Source organism: Flavobacterium sp. FlaQc-28 (assembly GCF_044007415.1).
GTDB lineage: Bacteria > Bacteroidota > Bacteroidia > Flavobacteriales > Flavobacteriaceae > Flavobacterium.
Genome location: NZ_JBIPCM010000010.1, coordinates 1 through 16652, shown reverse-complemented (window position 1 = coordinate 16652; position 16652 = coordinate 1). Strand labels below are relative to the sequence as shown.

Annotated in this window: 7 protein-coding genes; all 7 read right to left on the bottom strand. The window is 34.0% G+C overall.

The features are described from left to right. Positions 1-15 precede the first annotated feature (15 nt). Positions 16-7218, bottom strand: coding sequence for a cell surface protein SprA (sprA, locus tag ACHRVL_RS20265; protein WP_395415133.1), 7203 nt, complete (start codon positions 7216-7218; stop codon positions 16-18). 24 nt (positions 7219-7242) lie between these two features. Next, positions 7243-7824: a Holliday junction branch migration protein RuvA gene (gene ruvA, locus ACHRVL_RS20260; protein ID WP_089054431.1), complete on the bottom strand. Its 582-nt coding sequence runs from the start codon at positions 7822-7824 to the stop codon at positions 7243-7245. 78 nt (positions 7825-7902) lie between these two features. Continuing rightward, entirely contained in the window at positions 7903-10194 is a 2292-nt protein-coding gene (locus tag ACHRVL_RS20255) for an NADP-dependent malic enzyme (protein ID WP_089054430.1), read from the bottom strand. A gap of 158 nt (positions 10195-10352) precedes the next feature. Then, positions 10353-10778, bottom strand: coding sequence for a CBS domain-containing protein (locus ACHRVL_RS20250; RefSeq protein ID WP_089054429.1), 426 nt, complete (start codon positions 10776-10778; stop codon positions 10353-10355). Positions 10779-11039: 261 nt separating this feature from the next. Beyond that, positions 11040-13127 (bottom strand): OmpA family protein, encoded by a 2088-nt coding sequence (locus ACHRVL_RS20245; protein ID WP_395415132.1) that lies wholly within the window; start codon positions 13125-13127, stop codon positions 11040-11042. 11 nt (positions 13128-13138) lie between these two features. Further along, positions 13139-14044, bottom strand: a complete 906-nt coding sequence (locus ACHRVL_RS20240; RefSeq protein WP_395415131.1) for a type IX secretion system membrane protein PorP/SprF — start codon at positions 14042-14044, stop codon at positions 13139-13141. 52 nt (positions 14045-14096) lie between these two features. Beyond that, positions 14097-16652: gliding motility-associated C-terminal domain-containing protein (locus ACHRVL_RS20235; RefSeq protein ID WP_395415130.1), on the bottom strand; the 2556-nt coding region annotated here is incomplete at its 5' end.

The following is a 16652-nucleotide window of genomic DNA, read 5'->3' as shown; positions in this document are numbered from 1 at the left end:
TTTAGAAACTCAAATTTAATTTCCGAAATTATATCGAAGTGTGAACCCGGATCTAATATTCGTTAAAGGAAATGATGTTGAAATAACAGCCTTTGAAAATGAATGATCGTAATAAAATATTGCTGTCAAGTTTTTACTAAAAGAATAATCAGCTGTTAATTTCAACGACCAGATGTTTTGTCCTGCTGCAAGTTGATTATTATCGTAATCTAAATATCGCACTAATGTTTCATTATTTCTAAATGAGAAATCGGCCTTAATATTTATATCACTCTTAATAATTCCTGTTGGGGAATCTGCTAATCTTGACGAGAAAATAACATCTTTAAAACGATATCCTAATCCAATTATATATTCTACTCCTCTAACTTCTGTCAATAAGTTATTATCAAAACTCATTGATAATGCTCTGTCTTTTTTAATCTCAGAAAGCACTCGTAAAGAACTCTTCAATTCAAAATCCATTCGAATTAATGGACTAAACTGCTCAACTAAGTTAACGTTAGACATAATAATTTGATTATAGAAATTAGTATTAACGTCTTGCGTCTTAGCAGGATCATTAAAATCAAAGTTAGATCTAAACTGATTCACAGTATAAGATGCTCTATAATTATGCTGTAATGAGAAACGCTTAAATTTATCTTTAAAATACTTATAGCGCATTAATCCATTATATTTAATACTCCAGTTTGGAATTGGAAAGCTTCTAAAAATATCTGTAGATGAACCAGAAGCATCAGCGCCTGTATACGCCGCCAAGAATGATGGCAATAAAACAGCTTGATTACTTTTTGTATAACCTATAGGATATCCTTGATTAGCCACATATATTTTATAATTAGGATCTGTTTCTGCCGGAATTGGATTATTTGCATCTCCATATCTCGGAATTTCGACTCCTGCACCATAATGTTCTCCTGCCAAACGGTTTGCAATTATTAAACGATTATTTCTAAAATCATCAAATGCTGCAGACTGTGTTTCATCACTCGTTGAAAAAGCAGTTTTTATTAAAACTGTCGAAATAGAAAACATTCCGTAAGTATAAGGTGACAACGGCATATACTCTCTTGTTGCTGGGTCAACACTAAATTGCTCTGATGTATTTTCAGAATAAGCACGATCCATCGACAAATCAATTTTTAAGTCCGGAAGCAAATCAATGTTTGCTGTAACTTTTAAAAGTTTATTTGAAACTTGTGTAAAACTTTGATTGAAATCTTGGTAAGTTGTCAGCCATCCGTTTTTTGCAGCTTCGTAACGAACGTCATCTTGGCTTCCAAATACAAATCCTAAACTTGGTTTTGATGTTCCTAAGAAACCAATACTTGGCGTATATCCAGGTAAAACTGTACCGCTGTTTTTTGTATAGTTAATTTGAACATTTTTTACACTTGTCAACACCCCAATTAAACCATCATAAAAAGGACTGCTGCTTACAACTGGTTTGGCTGTATTAACAATTTTCTCACCTGGCTTTGGAGGTGCTGCTGTTTTAGGTTTTGCAGGAGATTTTGCCCCCGGCGTTAATCCTAAGTACTTATACAACATATTCATGTTTAAGGTTGTAGTAAGTGTATTAGAATTTGCGTTTTGGATTGTATTTCCTAAATCGTATATATTACCATTGGTGTCTTCGTATTGAGTAAATGCTGTTGAAGCACGATTCCAACTGTAATCAGCCGTATAAGAATAACTCGCTTTTACAAAACTAAAGATTGGAATTTTATTGATTGGAATATCATAGTTCAATATTAACTGCTGAACGTGCTGGTTTGGCGTACCAATATCCCAATAATCATCCCAAATATTAAAATCTTCTTTTGGAGAATTATCATCGTTTAAGAAATTTCGAACGATATTATTTGATGCTGCTGAGTAATTTAGCTTTAATGATTTAGTTAAGTTAAAACCAAAACCATATTGATAATTAAACGCAAAATTTCTTCTATAAAGAGGATCAAGTCCAATACCTTCGACTTCAACTATTCTATACTGCTGACGATTGCTTTGTCTTAAAATATTAGTATTAAAAGATATGTTTGACGGCAGATAATTAAAGTTGATATCGCTTAACATTTTCCAATAATCACTTTTCTTCATAAACTTTGTAGTCTTGAATGGAACTACTTCTTTGGGCTGAAATGTATAGGCATAATTTACTGCTGTACTAGACTGTTCGTCTTCATAACTTTCAACTTCATAATCATGTCTTTCGACCTGATTGTATGATTGTGAAAATGTAAAATTCTCTACATCATAAACATGAGGTTTCTGCTCTGGAGCTCTGTCTTTTCTAACACCAATAAAGTTGATACTTTTACGTTTCGTATAATCTACAGCACGAGTTCTGATATTGTCTTTTTCAGCCTCATTTGTTGTTTCTCTTATTAACTGATCCAGTTTAATATCTTGATTAAACGGATCATATTCTGGCGTAATTACTTCTTCGCCGATTGCATAATTAAACGGCAGGTTGATTCCCCATTTTGGAGGCAGTAATTTTCCTAAATTTAAATTGGTAACAATGTTGTATTGTTGCACGTCTTCACGACTGCGTTCGTTTGCTCCTTGTTCTAAAGATCCAAAACCTATTGTGCTTTTTCTACCAGTTGCAGAAACAGTTGCAAAATCGGCCATATTAGTATCAACATTCAAAATGGCTGCCATTCCGCCCTTGTTCTCTAAATCAGCTAATCGAAGTTCGTTAAACCAAACTTCTCCTTTTATATCTTTATGATCGGCCCTGCTTTTTACTCCTACCATTAAGTTTCGCACTAAACCAAAATTAGGATTTCCTTTTATACCTAATTTTAATCTGCCGTCACCATCTCCTCCGCTTGATAAATCATCATCAGGATAATAAATTCCATTAATATCGCGCTTATCCGAATTGATATCGATAGACATGGCTTTAATTTTCATTCTGGTCAACAAATCAAGAGCTAAATCTATATTATTCTCGTCCATCCAAACTAAGTCTGGACTTATCGTACAAGAACCTCCGGTTCTGGTAACTTTTAATGGAATTTCTACTTGATAGAAGTTTTGTGTAAAGTCATTTCCGAAACGAATGAAACCAACCATTTCATCATCTTCAAGTGTATTTTCATTTGGCAGAGATTCGGCATGTAAAAACATTTTAAGTTTTTTGTATTGACGCATATCAACACTTACGTTTTTAAAAACCGCTCTTGAATCTTGATATTGCAAGCCTACACCGCCAATTCGCACCGCCAAAGATTGCTCGTTTTGATTGATAACAGTATTGTTATTATACAACTGCTCTCTTCGAACTCCCGGTGGAATTACATAATTTACTGGACACTTTGTTCCATTTTCTTGAATATTTACTGCCGCCACATCAAACTCTACTCCATCATCGTCTGGATTTGGATCATTTGCGTCAAGGGTTCCTGTATATCTTCTCCATTCTCCTCTTACTAAATCTAAGGCTCCAAATCTCACGGTAGTCTGATTATTAAATCCTGTCATAAACATACGCATGAAACGAATAGATCTAAAATCTGTAATGTTACCAATTGTGTTTTGTGGCTGAGAAACTGGAATTTTAAACTGAATCCATCTTGCTGTAGTTGTTCCTCCGTTTGGCAGTTCAACATTGCTTACTTCTCTAATATCAGTAACATAATTTTGTCCTACCTGCATTCCCGGCTTAACATCAATACTATATTCATAATAAGCATTAATGGTACTCATCGTATTATCTCGATTAATATCTTCAACATCTGGAAGAGTCGTTGAACCACGATTTGGATCATTAATACTTACTGCTGAGTTTCCTTCAACTCCGTTGTAATTTTTGTAACGTTCAAGAACACCACCGTCAGTATTTAAGTAATAGGTATAATCGTCTGCAGCAGGGTCAACTTCTCCTGCATAATTTGTATAAATTGCACCCTCTTTTGAACTTGGCAGACCGTCTAAACCAACATCTTGATTTTTTCGGTTCTCTGGATTGGTGTCAAAAGCATAAATTAAAGATTGTGATGCAGGGACATCTCCCCAAAGCGGCTGCGGGTTAACCATAATTTGATCTGGCCCCAATCCATTTTCATATTGTTTTCTTCCGTCTTTTAAAACGTCTTCGGAGATTTCTCCTAAGTTGAAATATATTTTACCTGTATTAGTTCCCGGCGTTTCTCCATTTCCAACATAAGGATCCAGCACCCAAAACTGAATATACTCTACATTTCCTTGTTCAAAATTTGTTGAGTTTAAAGCTCGCATGATTCCACCAAAATTTGACGATGGATTGCTTGAACTAAAATTTGGGTTATTATTATAAGGACCTCTATCTGATGGATAGTATGTTAAATCAAGTGTATTAACTACCTGAATCTGTCCTTGAGCGATATCAGTATTTGGATATAATTCTCGACTGTAAATTCTTCTTGTTGTATTTAAAGACAAATCATCATTTGAAATTCCAGATGGTTTTGAGGAATAAAAAATTGGATCAATGGTATACCAAGATAGTTTCGCTCTTTTATAACCGTATTCTAAAGTGTTTGAATTGGCATTAAATGTATTATCGTTTATAGAATTCACAAATGGTGTTGATGCTAAACTCCATGCATAAGCAGATCGCATATCGATTGTAGTCTGTGAACCTTCAAAATCATCAACATAAATGGTTGCTTCTCCTTCAAAATCACTTGCTTTTGGAGCATCTGGTCTTAAAAATGCAACTTCTCCTCGAATAGATAAGTTTGAAGGTACATCAGTATCAATATTAGGCAATTTGTTTGCTAATCTTGTCAAAAACGGAACTTCTGTTGAGTAATTTCCATTAAAACCGAAAATGGTATTATTTACTGACTCTTGACCATAACTTGATTTTTGAGTAAATGGTCTTTCGGTCATTTTTAAATAAGTTCCTCCAACAACAAATTTATCCGAAATTTTATGCTCGACATTGAACCCCATAAATCTTCTAGTCTGCTGCCCGAAGATTGAATTATTCTCTAACGAAACTTCTATTGGGGTATTTGATGCCTGAAGAGAAGGGTCTAAAATTTGCACTCTTCCTAGTTGATAATCAACACTATAATCGATGCCTTCAACTAGTCTTCGTCCGGCTGCAGTAACCACAACAGATCCTTGAGGAACATTAAATGCTCCAATAGGTATTCCGTTGCTTCCTGATGATTTATATTTTCCTCTTAATAAGAATTTATTTTTATCGCTGTCTTGTAATGCTCCTGCCTGAGTGTTTTTATACATATTTCTAAAAACATACTTTTGCTGATTAGCATTATAAGTTGTTGGATCGTTATATGTTTCTCCTGCGCTGTTTTGTAATTTTTTAAAGATAAGCTCTCCAAAAGGTTCTTTTGTTGTAAAAATTACACGCCCGTTCTGAACATCGACTGTTATTCCAGGAATGTAATCAAAAAATCCATCTCCACCTGTTTGCGGATCATTATTGTAGTTTAAGCGATCTAAGTTGAAAACATTTAATAATGGTGTTTGTTCCACTTTACTATCTGGCGCTGGATTTGGAGGAAAAGTAGTTCCTTGAACTGGTGTAATGTAGTTTATAGGCGATGGGTCTGTATAAAGGATATTTAACCTAAAATCGTCTTGTTTAATTTGATAGGCCTGTGGAATTTGATAAACGTTTTTCATCATCAAATTCCAAACTGGATTTTTAACGTTTGTCAAATTACTTTTCAGCATTTTTAAAACTAAGCTCTGTGTTATAATTGCCTGATTGCCATTATTGTTTCCAGTAACTACTGTTCCGTCAATACCATCACTTCCAAATTCTCCTACTTGGTACACTTTTCCACCAACTGTATATTCAAAAGCTACTGCTAAAATTTCGTCGTTTGCTAAACGCTGCTGTAACGATAAATATCCTAATTGAGGGTTAAATGTATACTCTGCGGCTGTTAATTTTCGAGCATTTTCTAATACAGAATAATCAGTAGCTTCGCTTACATTGGTATTGTTAAATCCCGATTTTGCAGTTACAATTTCTCTAATATTAGAATTTAAATATGCTCCTGCTTGACCAATGGTCGCTGGATCATATTTATTATTGGTATTATTTGTTGGTGTATCTACAGGATTATTAAAAAATCCAGTGCTAGAACTTATTACAACAACTTCGTTATCTGGAATACCACTAATCTGGCCTTCACCTAAATCCTGAAGTGCTATAATGTTTCTTAAGTTATTATTGTTTGTGCTTATACGATTTTGTTTGTTGGTTACCCAAACTTCTAATCTCGTTATCTGCACACGACTATCAATAATTGGATAATTCCTTAGAGATGCGTCATACTTATTTCTAAAATATTGAGATAAGAAAAAGTGTCGATCGTTATCATAATCTAAAGCATACAAATCAAAGTTTTGAACTGTTCCTCCGTTTTCGGCAACGACGCTTTTTGTTTGTGATTTTTGTTCTGAAAAAACGCCTGTAATGGTTGTTTTTCCAAATTGCAACTGTGTTTTAACTCCAAACAAACTCTGGGCTCCACGAATTAAGGTACTATTAAGCGGCATGCTTACATTTCCAACTTCTACTTTTTGGATGATATCATCTTCTGATGGTGTGTACGCCAGTTTAAACAAGTTCTGAAAAGCAAATGTTGATTGTGTATCGTAATTTGCATTTACCTCTAATCTTGTTCCTACTTTACCCATTAAACTCATACTGATTCGCTGATCGAAATCAAACGTAAGACTTGATCTATTACGAGGTGAGAACGAAGGGTTGTCTTGTTTTGTATAACGCATACCTAAATCCATCTCAACAGATCCGGTAGGTTTTACGTCGATAGTGTTACTTCCAAATACACTTTCAAAAAGGCTTGAATTAATATAGTACCGTGGCAGTAAATCTTTTTTGGCAGCTTCGCTGTTTGCTTTCTTGCCATCGATTGCGTCGGATTTTTTTCTAAAATAATCTCTTCTGGATTCTTTTAAAACTAAATCTTCATATTCTTTGGGTGTTAAAATAAGAGGATAATCAATGGAAAAACCATCGACTGATTTTGTATAAATGTAACGATCTGTAATTGGATCATATCGATAAGCCGAGAGTATACTAGGCGGATTTTCTAACTCTAATTTTCCAACAGAAAACTGAGTTTTGGTTGTATCTTGAGCCACCGGATTTACTTGTGATCGCAAAACGTTACCACATAATAAAACCAGCAAAAAAATACAAATTTTACGCATACAATTCGTTTATCAAGATTGGGTTTACAAGCTTTTTAATGCTTTTTTAATAATCGTTTCTACGGTAGCTTCTGGATCTTCTTTTACAATCTTTTCGACTACTTTTTCTGAAGTTTTTCTAACAAAACCTAAAACTTCCAAAGCAGATAACGCTTCATCTCTATTTGTATTGTTTTGAACCACGGAAACTTCATCTAAATCGTACAACTTTAACACTTTTTCTTTTAAATCAAGTATTACTCGCTGTGCTGTTTTGTTTCCAATTCCTTTTATCGATTGAATAACACCGACATCTCCCGATGCTATGGCATTGATAATTTGTCTAGGCTCAATAGAAGACAGCATTGTTCTTGCAATATTGGCTCCAATTCCTGAAACAGATAAAAGCATTCTAAATATTTCTCGCTCTGATTTTTCGACAAAACCAAATAAAGTATGCGCATCTTCTTTGATTTGAAGATGCGTATACAATTTTATAAAATCAGCATTAGGAATTAATGAAAAGGTATGCAATGATATGTTTACATGGTATCCCACTCCGCCACAATCAATTACAACTTCTGTGGGATTTTTTTCAACTAATTTCCCTTGTAAATGTGCTATCATAGTATTATTTATAAGTATCAAATATAACAAAAATGCAATAAAATTAAGACAATATTATTTGATCCTTACTTTATTGTACTACTCTGCTAATTTGTTTTTTTTACTTTCTTTTTGCTGCGCGTCAATTACCGCAATTGCTGCCATGTTAACCATCTCTTCAACGCTTGCCCCTAATTGAAAAATGTGAACTGGTTTACCCATTCCCATCATAATTGGTCCAATAGAATTAACTTTATATAACTCTTTCAACAATTTGTATGTAATATTTGCTGACTCTAAATTAGGGAAAATTAGTGTATTAACTTTTTTACCTGCTAATTTAGAGAAAGGAAATTTCTCTTTAAGCATATCTGGGTTTAAAGCAAAATCTGCTTGAATTTCACCATCAACAATCATGTCTGGATGATTTTTATGCAAGTAAGCAACTGCTTCTCTTACTTTTGAAGCACTTTGACTTGTTGATGATCCAAAGTTTGAATAAGAAACCATCGCTATAACAGGCTCAACACCAAACATTTTTGCTGTTTTTGCCGTCATAATAGCAATGTTTACTAAATCTTCTGAACTTGGATTGATATTAATTGCTGTATCTGACAGGAACATTGGTCCGCGAGATGTAAGCATCATGTTTGCAGTTGCAACAAGAGATGCTCCTTGCGCTTTTTCGATTAGCTGAAGCATTGGTTTTACAACACTTGGATAACTTCTTGAGTAACCTGTAACTACAGCATCAGCTTCTCCTTCATTAACCATCATTGCCGCAAAATAATTTCTTTCGCGCATAAACTTCTGAGCATCAAGCAATGAAACTCCTCTACGCTCTCTGGTTTCCCAATAAGAATTTGCAAATCGATTTCGTCTTGCTTCTTCTTCATTAGTTTTAGGATCAATAATTTCAAGATCAGCATCAAAACCTAATTCAGCTTTTAATTCTAAAATTAATTCTCTATTTCCTAATAATACTGGCGAACCAATACCATCTTCATAAACAATTTGAGCCGCTTTTAAAACATTTAAATGATCTGCTTCTGCAAAAACAACTCGTTTAGGATTTAATTTAGCACGATTGGTAATTAAACGCACCATTTTGTTATCGTTACCCATACGCTCACGAAGCACATCTTCATAAGCTGCCCAATCTGTAATAGGTTTTTTTGCTACTCCAGATTCCATTGCTGCCTTAGCAACTGCAGGCGCTACAATAGTAATTAATCGAGGATCAAAAGGCTTAGGAATGATATATTCTTGACCAAAACCTAGTTTTGTCGCACCATAAGCTACGTTAACTTGTTCTGGAACTGGTTCTTTTGCTAAAATAGCTAAAGCTTTTACAGCCGCCATTTTCATTTCTTCATTAATTTTAGTTGCACGTACATCTAACGCTCCTCTAAAAATATATGGAAAACCTAAAACATTATTTACTTGGTTAGGAAAGTCTGAACGTCCTGTAGCCATAATAACGTCTTTTCGCGTTTGAACAGCTAAATTATAATCGATTTCCGGATTTGGATTTGCCATTGCAAACACAATCGGATTTTCTTTCATTGTCAATAACATTTCAGGTGACAGAATATCCCCTGATGATAATCCGATGAAAACATCTGCTCCGTTTACTGCATCTGCTAAATCAATTTTAGGACCGTTAACCGCGTACTTTAATTGTAATTCTGAAAGCGAAGGATTGTCTTTTGTTAAAAGTCCCTTGCTATTGTACATTAAAATATTTTCGACTTTTACTCCTAATAAAACATATAAATCTGTACAAGCAATTGCAGCAGATCCTGCTCCTGAAACAACGACTTTTACTTCTTCAGCTTTTTTGCCTGCTAATTCAAGTGCATTGATTAAGGCTGCAGAAGAAATAATCGCAGTTCCGTGCTGATCATCATGCATTACCGGAATGTCTAATTCTTCTATTAATCTTCTTTCAATTTCGAAAGATTCTGGTGCTTTAATATCTTCAAGATTGATACCTCCAAAAGTTGGGGCAATATTTTTTACCGTTTGAATAAATTCTTCAACATTTTCGGTATCGATTTCTATATCAAAAACATCAATGTCTGAGAAGATTTTAAACAGTAAACCTTTTCCTTCCATTACTGGTTTTCCAGCCTCAGGGCCTATATTTCCAAGACCTAAAACAGCTGTACCATTTGAAATTACAGCTACTAAATTTCCTTTTGCTGTGTATTTATAAACGTCTTCTTTGTTTGCTGCGATTTCTAAACATGGTTCAGCAACTCCTGGCGAATAAGCCAGTGATAAGTCTCTTTGTGTTGCATATTTTTTTGTTGGAACTACTTGAATTTTTCCTGGAGTTGGCTCTGCGTGGTACAGTAATGCCTCTCTTTTTTTACTCTCTTTGTTCATTATTTTTAGCTTTTATTCTAGCTTACAAAGATATAAGTCTTAGCTTAAAAAGGTATGTTTTTACTACTTTCTTTTGTTAAAATGTTAAATTAATAACGTCAAAAAAATAGTCCACGGCATAATGGACTATTTAAAAAGTTATGTTTCATAAAATTTATTTACTGCGAGATATAGGAATTTAAGTGGTTAATGGTGTCTTTTTGAATTTCGATAACCGCTTTTACCACATCGCTGATCGAAATTATTCCTACTACAATTTCGTTTTCTAAAACTGGGAGGTGTCTGATTCTCTTTGAGCTCATCAACTCCATACAATCCTCGATATTATTAGATAATTTAACCGAAAAAACATTGCTTTCCATGATTTCATGTACAAGAGTTTCTTTGGAAGATTTATCTTTTAAAACAATTTTTCGAGCATAATCCCTTTCAGATAAAATTCCTTTTAAGTCATTTCCGTCAATAACAAGGATTGCTCCTATGTTTTTTTCGCCCATTACTTTCAAAGCTTCATAAACTGTTGTTGTTGAATGTACCGAATAAACATTTTTACCTTTTGCGTTTAGTATTTGATCTACAGTCATATCTGAAAAATTTTAGATTTATAAAGTTAAAAAAAAATTGCACACTATTTACTTCTAACACTATCTTTTAAAAACACAACACATTCATTTTAAACATTATACATTGTTTTTCAACTTTTTAAAACTATACACTAAAGAACAAAAACATTTACGGCTCTTTTTTGCCAAAAATCAGCTTTTTTAACTTTTAAAGAGTTCTTTAAAAAAAGCCCTTTTCTAGATTTAGAAAAGGGCTTATTAGATTTTAAAGAAATTTATTTTTTACATTGCAACTACAATAAATTCGCTGCGTCTGTTTAACTGGTGCTGTTGTTCGGTACATTTTACACCGTCTGCACATTTATTAACTAACTGTGTTTCACCATATCCTTTTGCCGTTAATCTACTGGCATCAACTCCTTTACTTATTAGCCAGTCTCTTGTTGACTGGGCTCTTTTATCAGATAAAATTTGATTACTTTCAGATGAAGATCGGCTGTCTGTGTGTGATCGAATATCTAATTTTAAATTCGGATACTGATTTAAGGCCTGTACAACTTTACTTAGTGCAGCTTCGGATGATTTTTTAATTGTAGCTTTTCCTAAATCAAAAAAGTTCATCGGAATGTGAAGTAATTTTACCAAATCTGAACCAACGTTAATAGTCCCTATTTTCAAAGGTTTAATTGCTAGTTTATTTACCGCTATTTGTTTAATTTCGGCAGGCTGCACATTTTTATGCAATCCAATTGGTAATTCAGTTTTACCATTTTCTTTCTTTAAAGCAATTGAAACATCTTTTCTGTTAAAACCGTCTTTAACAACTCTGATAGAATATTTCTTTCCGCATTTTACGTTTTCAAAAGTATAATTCCCTTTTTCATCAGATTCAACATTTTGCAGCGTATTGAAATTTTCATCAAACAAAATAAGAGAAGCATTTGCTAAAATTTCATTTGATTCAGCATCTGTAATTACTCCTGACAGTCCTTGCTCGCATACCAATTTTTTTATTTCTGTAAATCGATAGATATTATCTGAATCATGCATGTTTTCGCGGTTTGACGAAAAGAATCCATTTCTCTTTCTACTGTCTATTATAAAAGCAAAATCATCTTGTTTACTATTTACTGGCTGTCCAACATTTTGAACTTCATCCAGCGTTCCGTCTTCATTCATTTTTACAACAAACACATCAAGGCCTCCTAGACCTGGACGTCCGTCTGAAGAAAAATACAATTCATTATCACCTGAGACAAATGGGAATGTTTCTCTGCCTTCTGTATTTATATGTGCTCCTAAATTTTCAGGAGCTCCAAAAGTTCCATCTGTATTTATGGTTACTTTGTACAAATCAGATTCTCCAAGAGTTCCAGGCATGTCTGAAGCAAAATACAACGTTTTTTCGTCTATGCTTAGAGCAGGATGTGCAGTACTGTATTGATTACTTGTAAAAGGCAACTCCTTTACATTATCCCATTTATCATCAACCAATTCTGCCTTATAAAGTTTAAGAAGCGTTACATTCTTATTATTTTCTCCTCTTTTACCATCGATGAAATTATTTCGGGTAAAATACATTGTGCGTCCATCTTTTGTAAACACTGGAGAAGATTCATTAAAGTTTCCATGGTCTTTTTTATAGAAAAGTTTCACTTTTCCAACACTTCCATCTGGTAATAAATCTGCCGTAAAAAAAGTAGAAAAAGACTTATTTGTCCATTTAAAGTTTTTTCTGGCTATTCCGCCAGTATCTCTTGCAGAAGTAAAAACAATCTTGTTATCATAAATTACTCCTCCGTAATCTGAAAATTCAGAATTAACTCCAGCATCGGCGATTACAAATCGTCCCGAATTGGATTTAATTTCGTCTAAATAATTTTTCTCGTTTCTAACTAAAGTAGCTCTGTTTTCTGACGCAGCTCTGGTGTTAAATATTTCTAAGATTTGATCTGCTCTTTGATAATGTCCTACTGATTTTAAGGATTGTGCATACCTGTATAAATATTCTGGTAATTGATTTTTATTGATTCTGTAAAGCTCTCCGTACCATTTTTCTGCATTTCTTAAATCGGCTGTAAAATAATAAGAGTTTGCAAGTCTTTGAAGCAGTTTTTCATCAAAATCTCCTTTTTCCATTACCTTTCTGTAGGCTTTTATAGCGTCTACATATTCATAATTGTCATATTTTTTATCCGCTTTACTTACTCGTTTTGCATATGCTTTTTTTGCTTTCTCTTCTTTTTTTGCAAGTTTAACCTCCTTGCTGCTTTTAGTTTTATTTTCTTTACTTATAAGTTTTGTCTGCGCATTTATTTGGAAAAAGAAGCATAGTAATAGAACTGAATAACTTATTTTTTTAATTTTCATTATGGCATATATTAGAAGAATCTTGGAGATATCATTTTATTGTAATTATTAAAAAACTCGAAACGAAGGAATATTTCGTGAGAACCTGAATTATAGTTATTTAACTTAGTCGTCTCACGATCATAAGCGTAACCTATATACATTCCTTCTGAGACTTGAAAACCTGCCATTGCGCTTAATGAAGCACTCCATCTGTAAGCCAATCCCACGACAAACTTTTCATTAAACATAAAATTTCCTGATAAATCAACTTGTAAAGGGGCACCTTGAACCATTTTTGTTAGAACAGCTGGTTTAAATTTGAGATAATAATTAAGATCAAACACATAACCTGCCATTAAGTAATAGTTGATTTTATCTTTAAAAATTGCGACATCATTGTCATCATATCTATTTGTTTCTATGAAATTTGGAATGGAAAACCCAACATAGGCTTTATCTGAGTGCCAATAAACTCCTGCTCCAATATTTGGTGAGAACTTATTATTTAAGTCCTGAAACTGTGGATCTCCTTGATCTTCGGGATTAAGTTTGTTTATGTCTAAATTGAATAAATTGGCTGTTGCCTTAATTCCAAACGAAAGTTTGAAGGTTTCGGATGTTGGTATTGAATACGATATATCTGTTGATAAGGTATTTTCATTTGTAGGTCCAATTTTGTCATTTACAAGCGAAACACCTATTCCGATATCGCTGTTATTTATTGGTGTGTTTAATGAAAAACTGCTGGTTTTTGGTGCGCCGTCAAGCCCTATCCATTGAGTACGATACAATCCAAAAACACTCATTACTCCTCGTGAACCGGCATATGCGGGATTTACATTTATAGTATTGTACATGTATTGTGTATACTGAGCATCTTGCTGCGCAAAGCCTACAACGGAAAAGAATATAAAAATTAAGCTTAATTTTTTCATTTAAAAGATTTTAAAAAAACGGCTTAGCTTAATACTAAGCCGTTTGTAATTTTTATTTATTTAGATATAAATAACCTGAAAGTTCGTGAGGGTTAGAATCGCTATCAGTATACTTAATAATATAAAAATAAGTTCCAACAGGTAATCCAGCAGTTTCACTAATAGTTGTACGTCCTTGTGAAAATCCTGTAAACACTCGATCTTCATTATTGTAACGGTCAATATCAAAAACTAATACTCCCCAACGATTGTAGATCTCTACTGTATTGTTTGGATAACATTCTAATCCTTGAATGTAGAATCTTGAATTCTTAGCATCTCCATTTGGAGAGAAAGCATTAAAGACTTTTATTACACATCCGGTTAGACCTAAAACAGTTGGTTTATCATCTGTAAGACTTGAATCATCAGAAATATCTTCAACTACAACTCCTCTTGCACTGCTTCCTTTTACACTTGCTTGGTTACTTACGCTTCCGTGATTAATGTCGCTTTGTGTTATCTTATATTCTGCAGTAAAATTGGTATCATTAGATTCGTTTACATCTAGGTCAATTGCTTGTCCAAAGACTTTAACACCAACTAAAGGATCTGTAATCATAACTCCTTTCAATGGAACATTTCCTGTATTTGTTACTACAAATTTGTATGTAATTGTTTCTCCTGCATTTGCAACTCCATTACCATTTTCATCATTGAATACAGCTGTTTTAACAAGTGCAATTTCTGGAACTTCAACAAAAACATTTAACATTCCGGTACTGCAATTAGATGAATCTGCTTTTTCGCAAACTTGATATGCAATTGTATAATTTCCTCCCGGCGTATTTGGTTTCACATTTACAGTTCCATCTGAATTAAATTCAAAATATGGACTTTTTGATATGTTAGTAATTATAATATCTAGAGAGTTAATTGGCTTCTCATCTAAGAAATCATTATCTAAAACATTTATAAATTCTAGAGAACCATTTATTCCATCGGCAGCAGCAGTATCATTGCCTAAAACAATTTCTGAAACTGGCGGTTCAGGATCAACACTGTTTTCTACTGAAACTTTCACTTTTGCCTGACTGCAATTATCTGTACTTAAGACTTCACAAATTTGGTATGTCAATTCATAATCCCCAACTGGAGTACCATCTTTTACTTCTATTGATCCATCCGCCTTTAAAATTAAATTAGGATTTGAAACTACTGTTGTTAAAATAACAGTTGAAGGATCTAATGGTAAACCATTATAAGTATCATTTTTGAAAACATTTACGTTTGGTTTTTCACCTTTATTAGTATCTATAGTTCCTCCATTGTCATCATTTGCTTTTAATACCCCTACACTAGGAGCTGAACCTGTAACAAGAACATAACTTTTGACAGTTGCACAATTTGTTGTTGGATTTAAAAATTCGCAAATTGTATATTCAACCTCATAAAGTCCTATTGGCGTTCCCGCATCTACTTTTACAGTTCCGTCTGCATTTAAAGTTAATCCTGATGGTACACTTACACTTGTCAAGATTACTCCTCCATTACTATTTCTAATAACAACTGCAACTCCGTTTAAAAGATCATTATTAACTAATGAATATGTCGTTCCACCAAGTCTTCCATTGATTGGATCTGTAGTCTCAGTCAATGCAGTTATAATTGATTTACCTACTACTATAGTTGAAGTTACTTCATCACAATTTGTTGGATTGGTTACTTCGCAGATTTTGTACGTTACATCATAATTTCCTGCAGCTGTGTTTGCTGCAACAGTTACTGTTCCGTCTGCATTCAGAGTTAATCCTGTTGGCACAGTTACTGGAGTTACTTTTACCTCTCCTGGGTTAGTACCCACCACTACAGCTGCTCCGTTTAATTTATCATTTAACGTTAAGGCTGGTGTTGTTCCTCCTGTGTAACCATTGATCGAAGCTGTCGTTTCTGTTACTGCATCGATTGTCGGCTGGCTAACTACTATAACTGAAGTTACTTCATCACAATTTGTTGGATTGGTTACTTCGCAGATTTTGTACGTTACATCATAATTTCCTGCAGCTGTGTTTGCTGCAACAGTTACTGTTCCGTCTGCATTCAGAGTTAATCCTGTTGGCACAGTTACTGGAGTTACTTTTACTTCACCAGGATTTGTTCCTATTACAACATCAGCTCCGTTTAATTTATCGTTTGATGTTAAGGCTGGAGTTGTTCCTCCTGTAAATCCATTGATTGAAGCTGTTGTTTCTGTATTTCCACAGATAACATTCCTTACAATAATATCTGCTGAAGGTAGTGAAGCACATCCTGTTTCAGTCGTTACTGTAAAACTATAAATATTCCCAGGTACTAATCCTGTTATTGTAGTGCTAGTTCCGCTTCCTGTAATATTTCCAGGATTAATAGTCCAGTTTCCTGATGGTAGTCCTGTCAATAATACACTTCCTGTAGATATCGTGCAGGTTGGTTGACTTAGTATTGGATTTGGAACTGTCACGACCTGCTCTGTTACTGAAACTGTCGAAACAGCATCAACAGTACATGGAGCTGTAGCCGCCACAGTATAAGTATAAGTTCCTGCTCCTGCGAAAGCTGGAGACCAAGTTCCTCCTGCATCTGGGCTTCC

Bases quoted from the DNA above. Each gene is read 5' to 3' on its own strand.
- sprA (WP_395415133.1), bottom strand. From the start codon at position 7,218: ATGCGTAAAATTTGTATTTTTTTGCTGGTTTTATTATGTGGTAACGTT.
- ruvA (WP_089054431.1), bottom strand. From the start codon at position 7,824: ATGATAGCACATTTACAAGGGAAATTAGTTGAAAAAAATCCCACAGAA.
- ACHRVL_RS20255 (WP_089054430.1), bottom strand. From the start codon at position 10,194: ATGAACAAAGAGAGTAAAAAAAGAGAGGCATTACTGTACCACGCAGAG.
- ACHRVL_RS20250 (WP_089054429.1), bottom strand. From the start codon at position 10,778: ATGACTGTAGATCAAATACTAAACGCAAAAGGTAAAAATGTTTATTCG.
- ACHRVL_RS20245 (WP_395415132.1), bottom strand. From the start codon at position 13,127: ATGAAAATTAAAAAAATAAGTTATTCAGTTCTATTACTATGCTTCTTT.
- ACHRVL_RS20240 (WP_395415131.1), bottom strand. From the start codon at position 14,044: ATGAAAAAATTAAGCTTAATTTTTATATTCTTTTCCGTTGTAGGCTTT.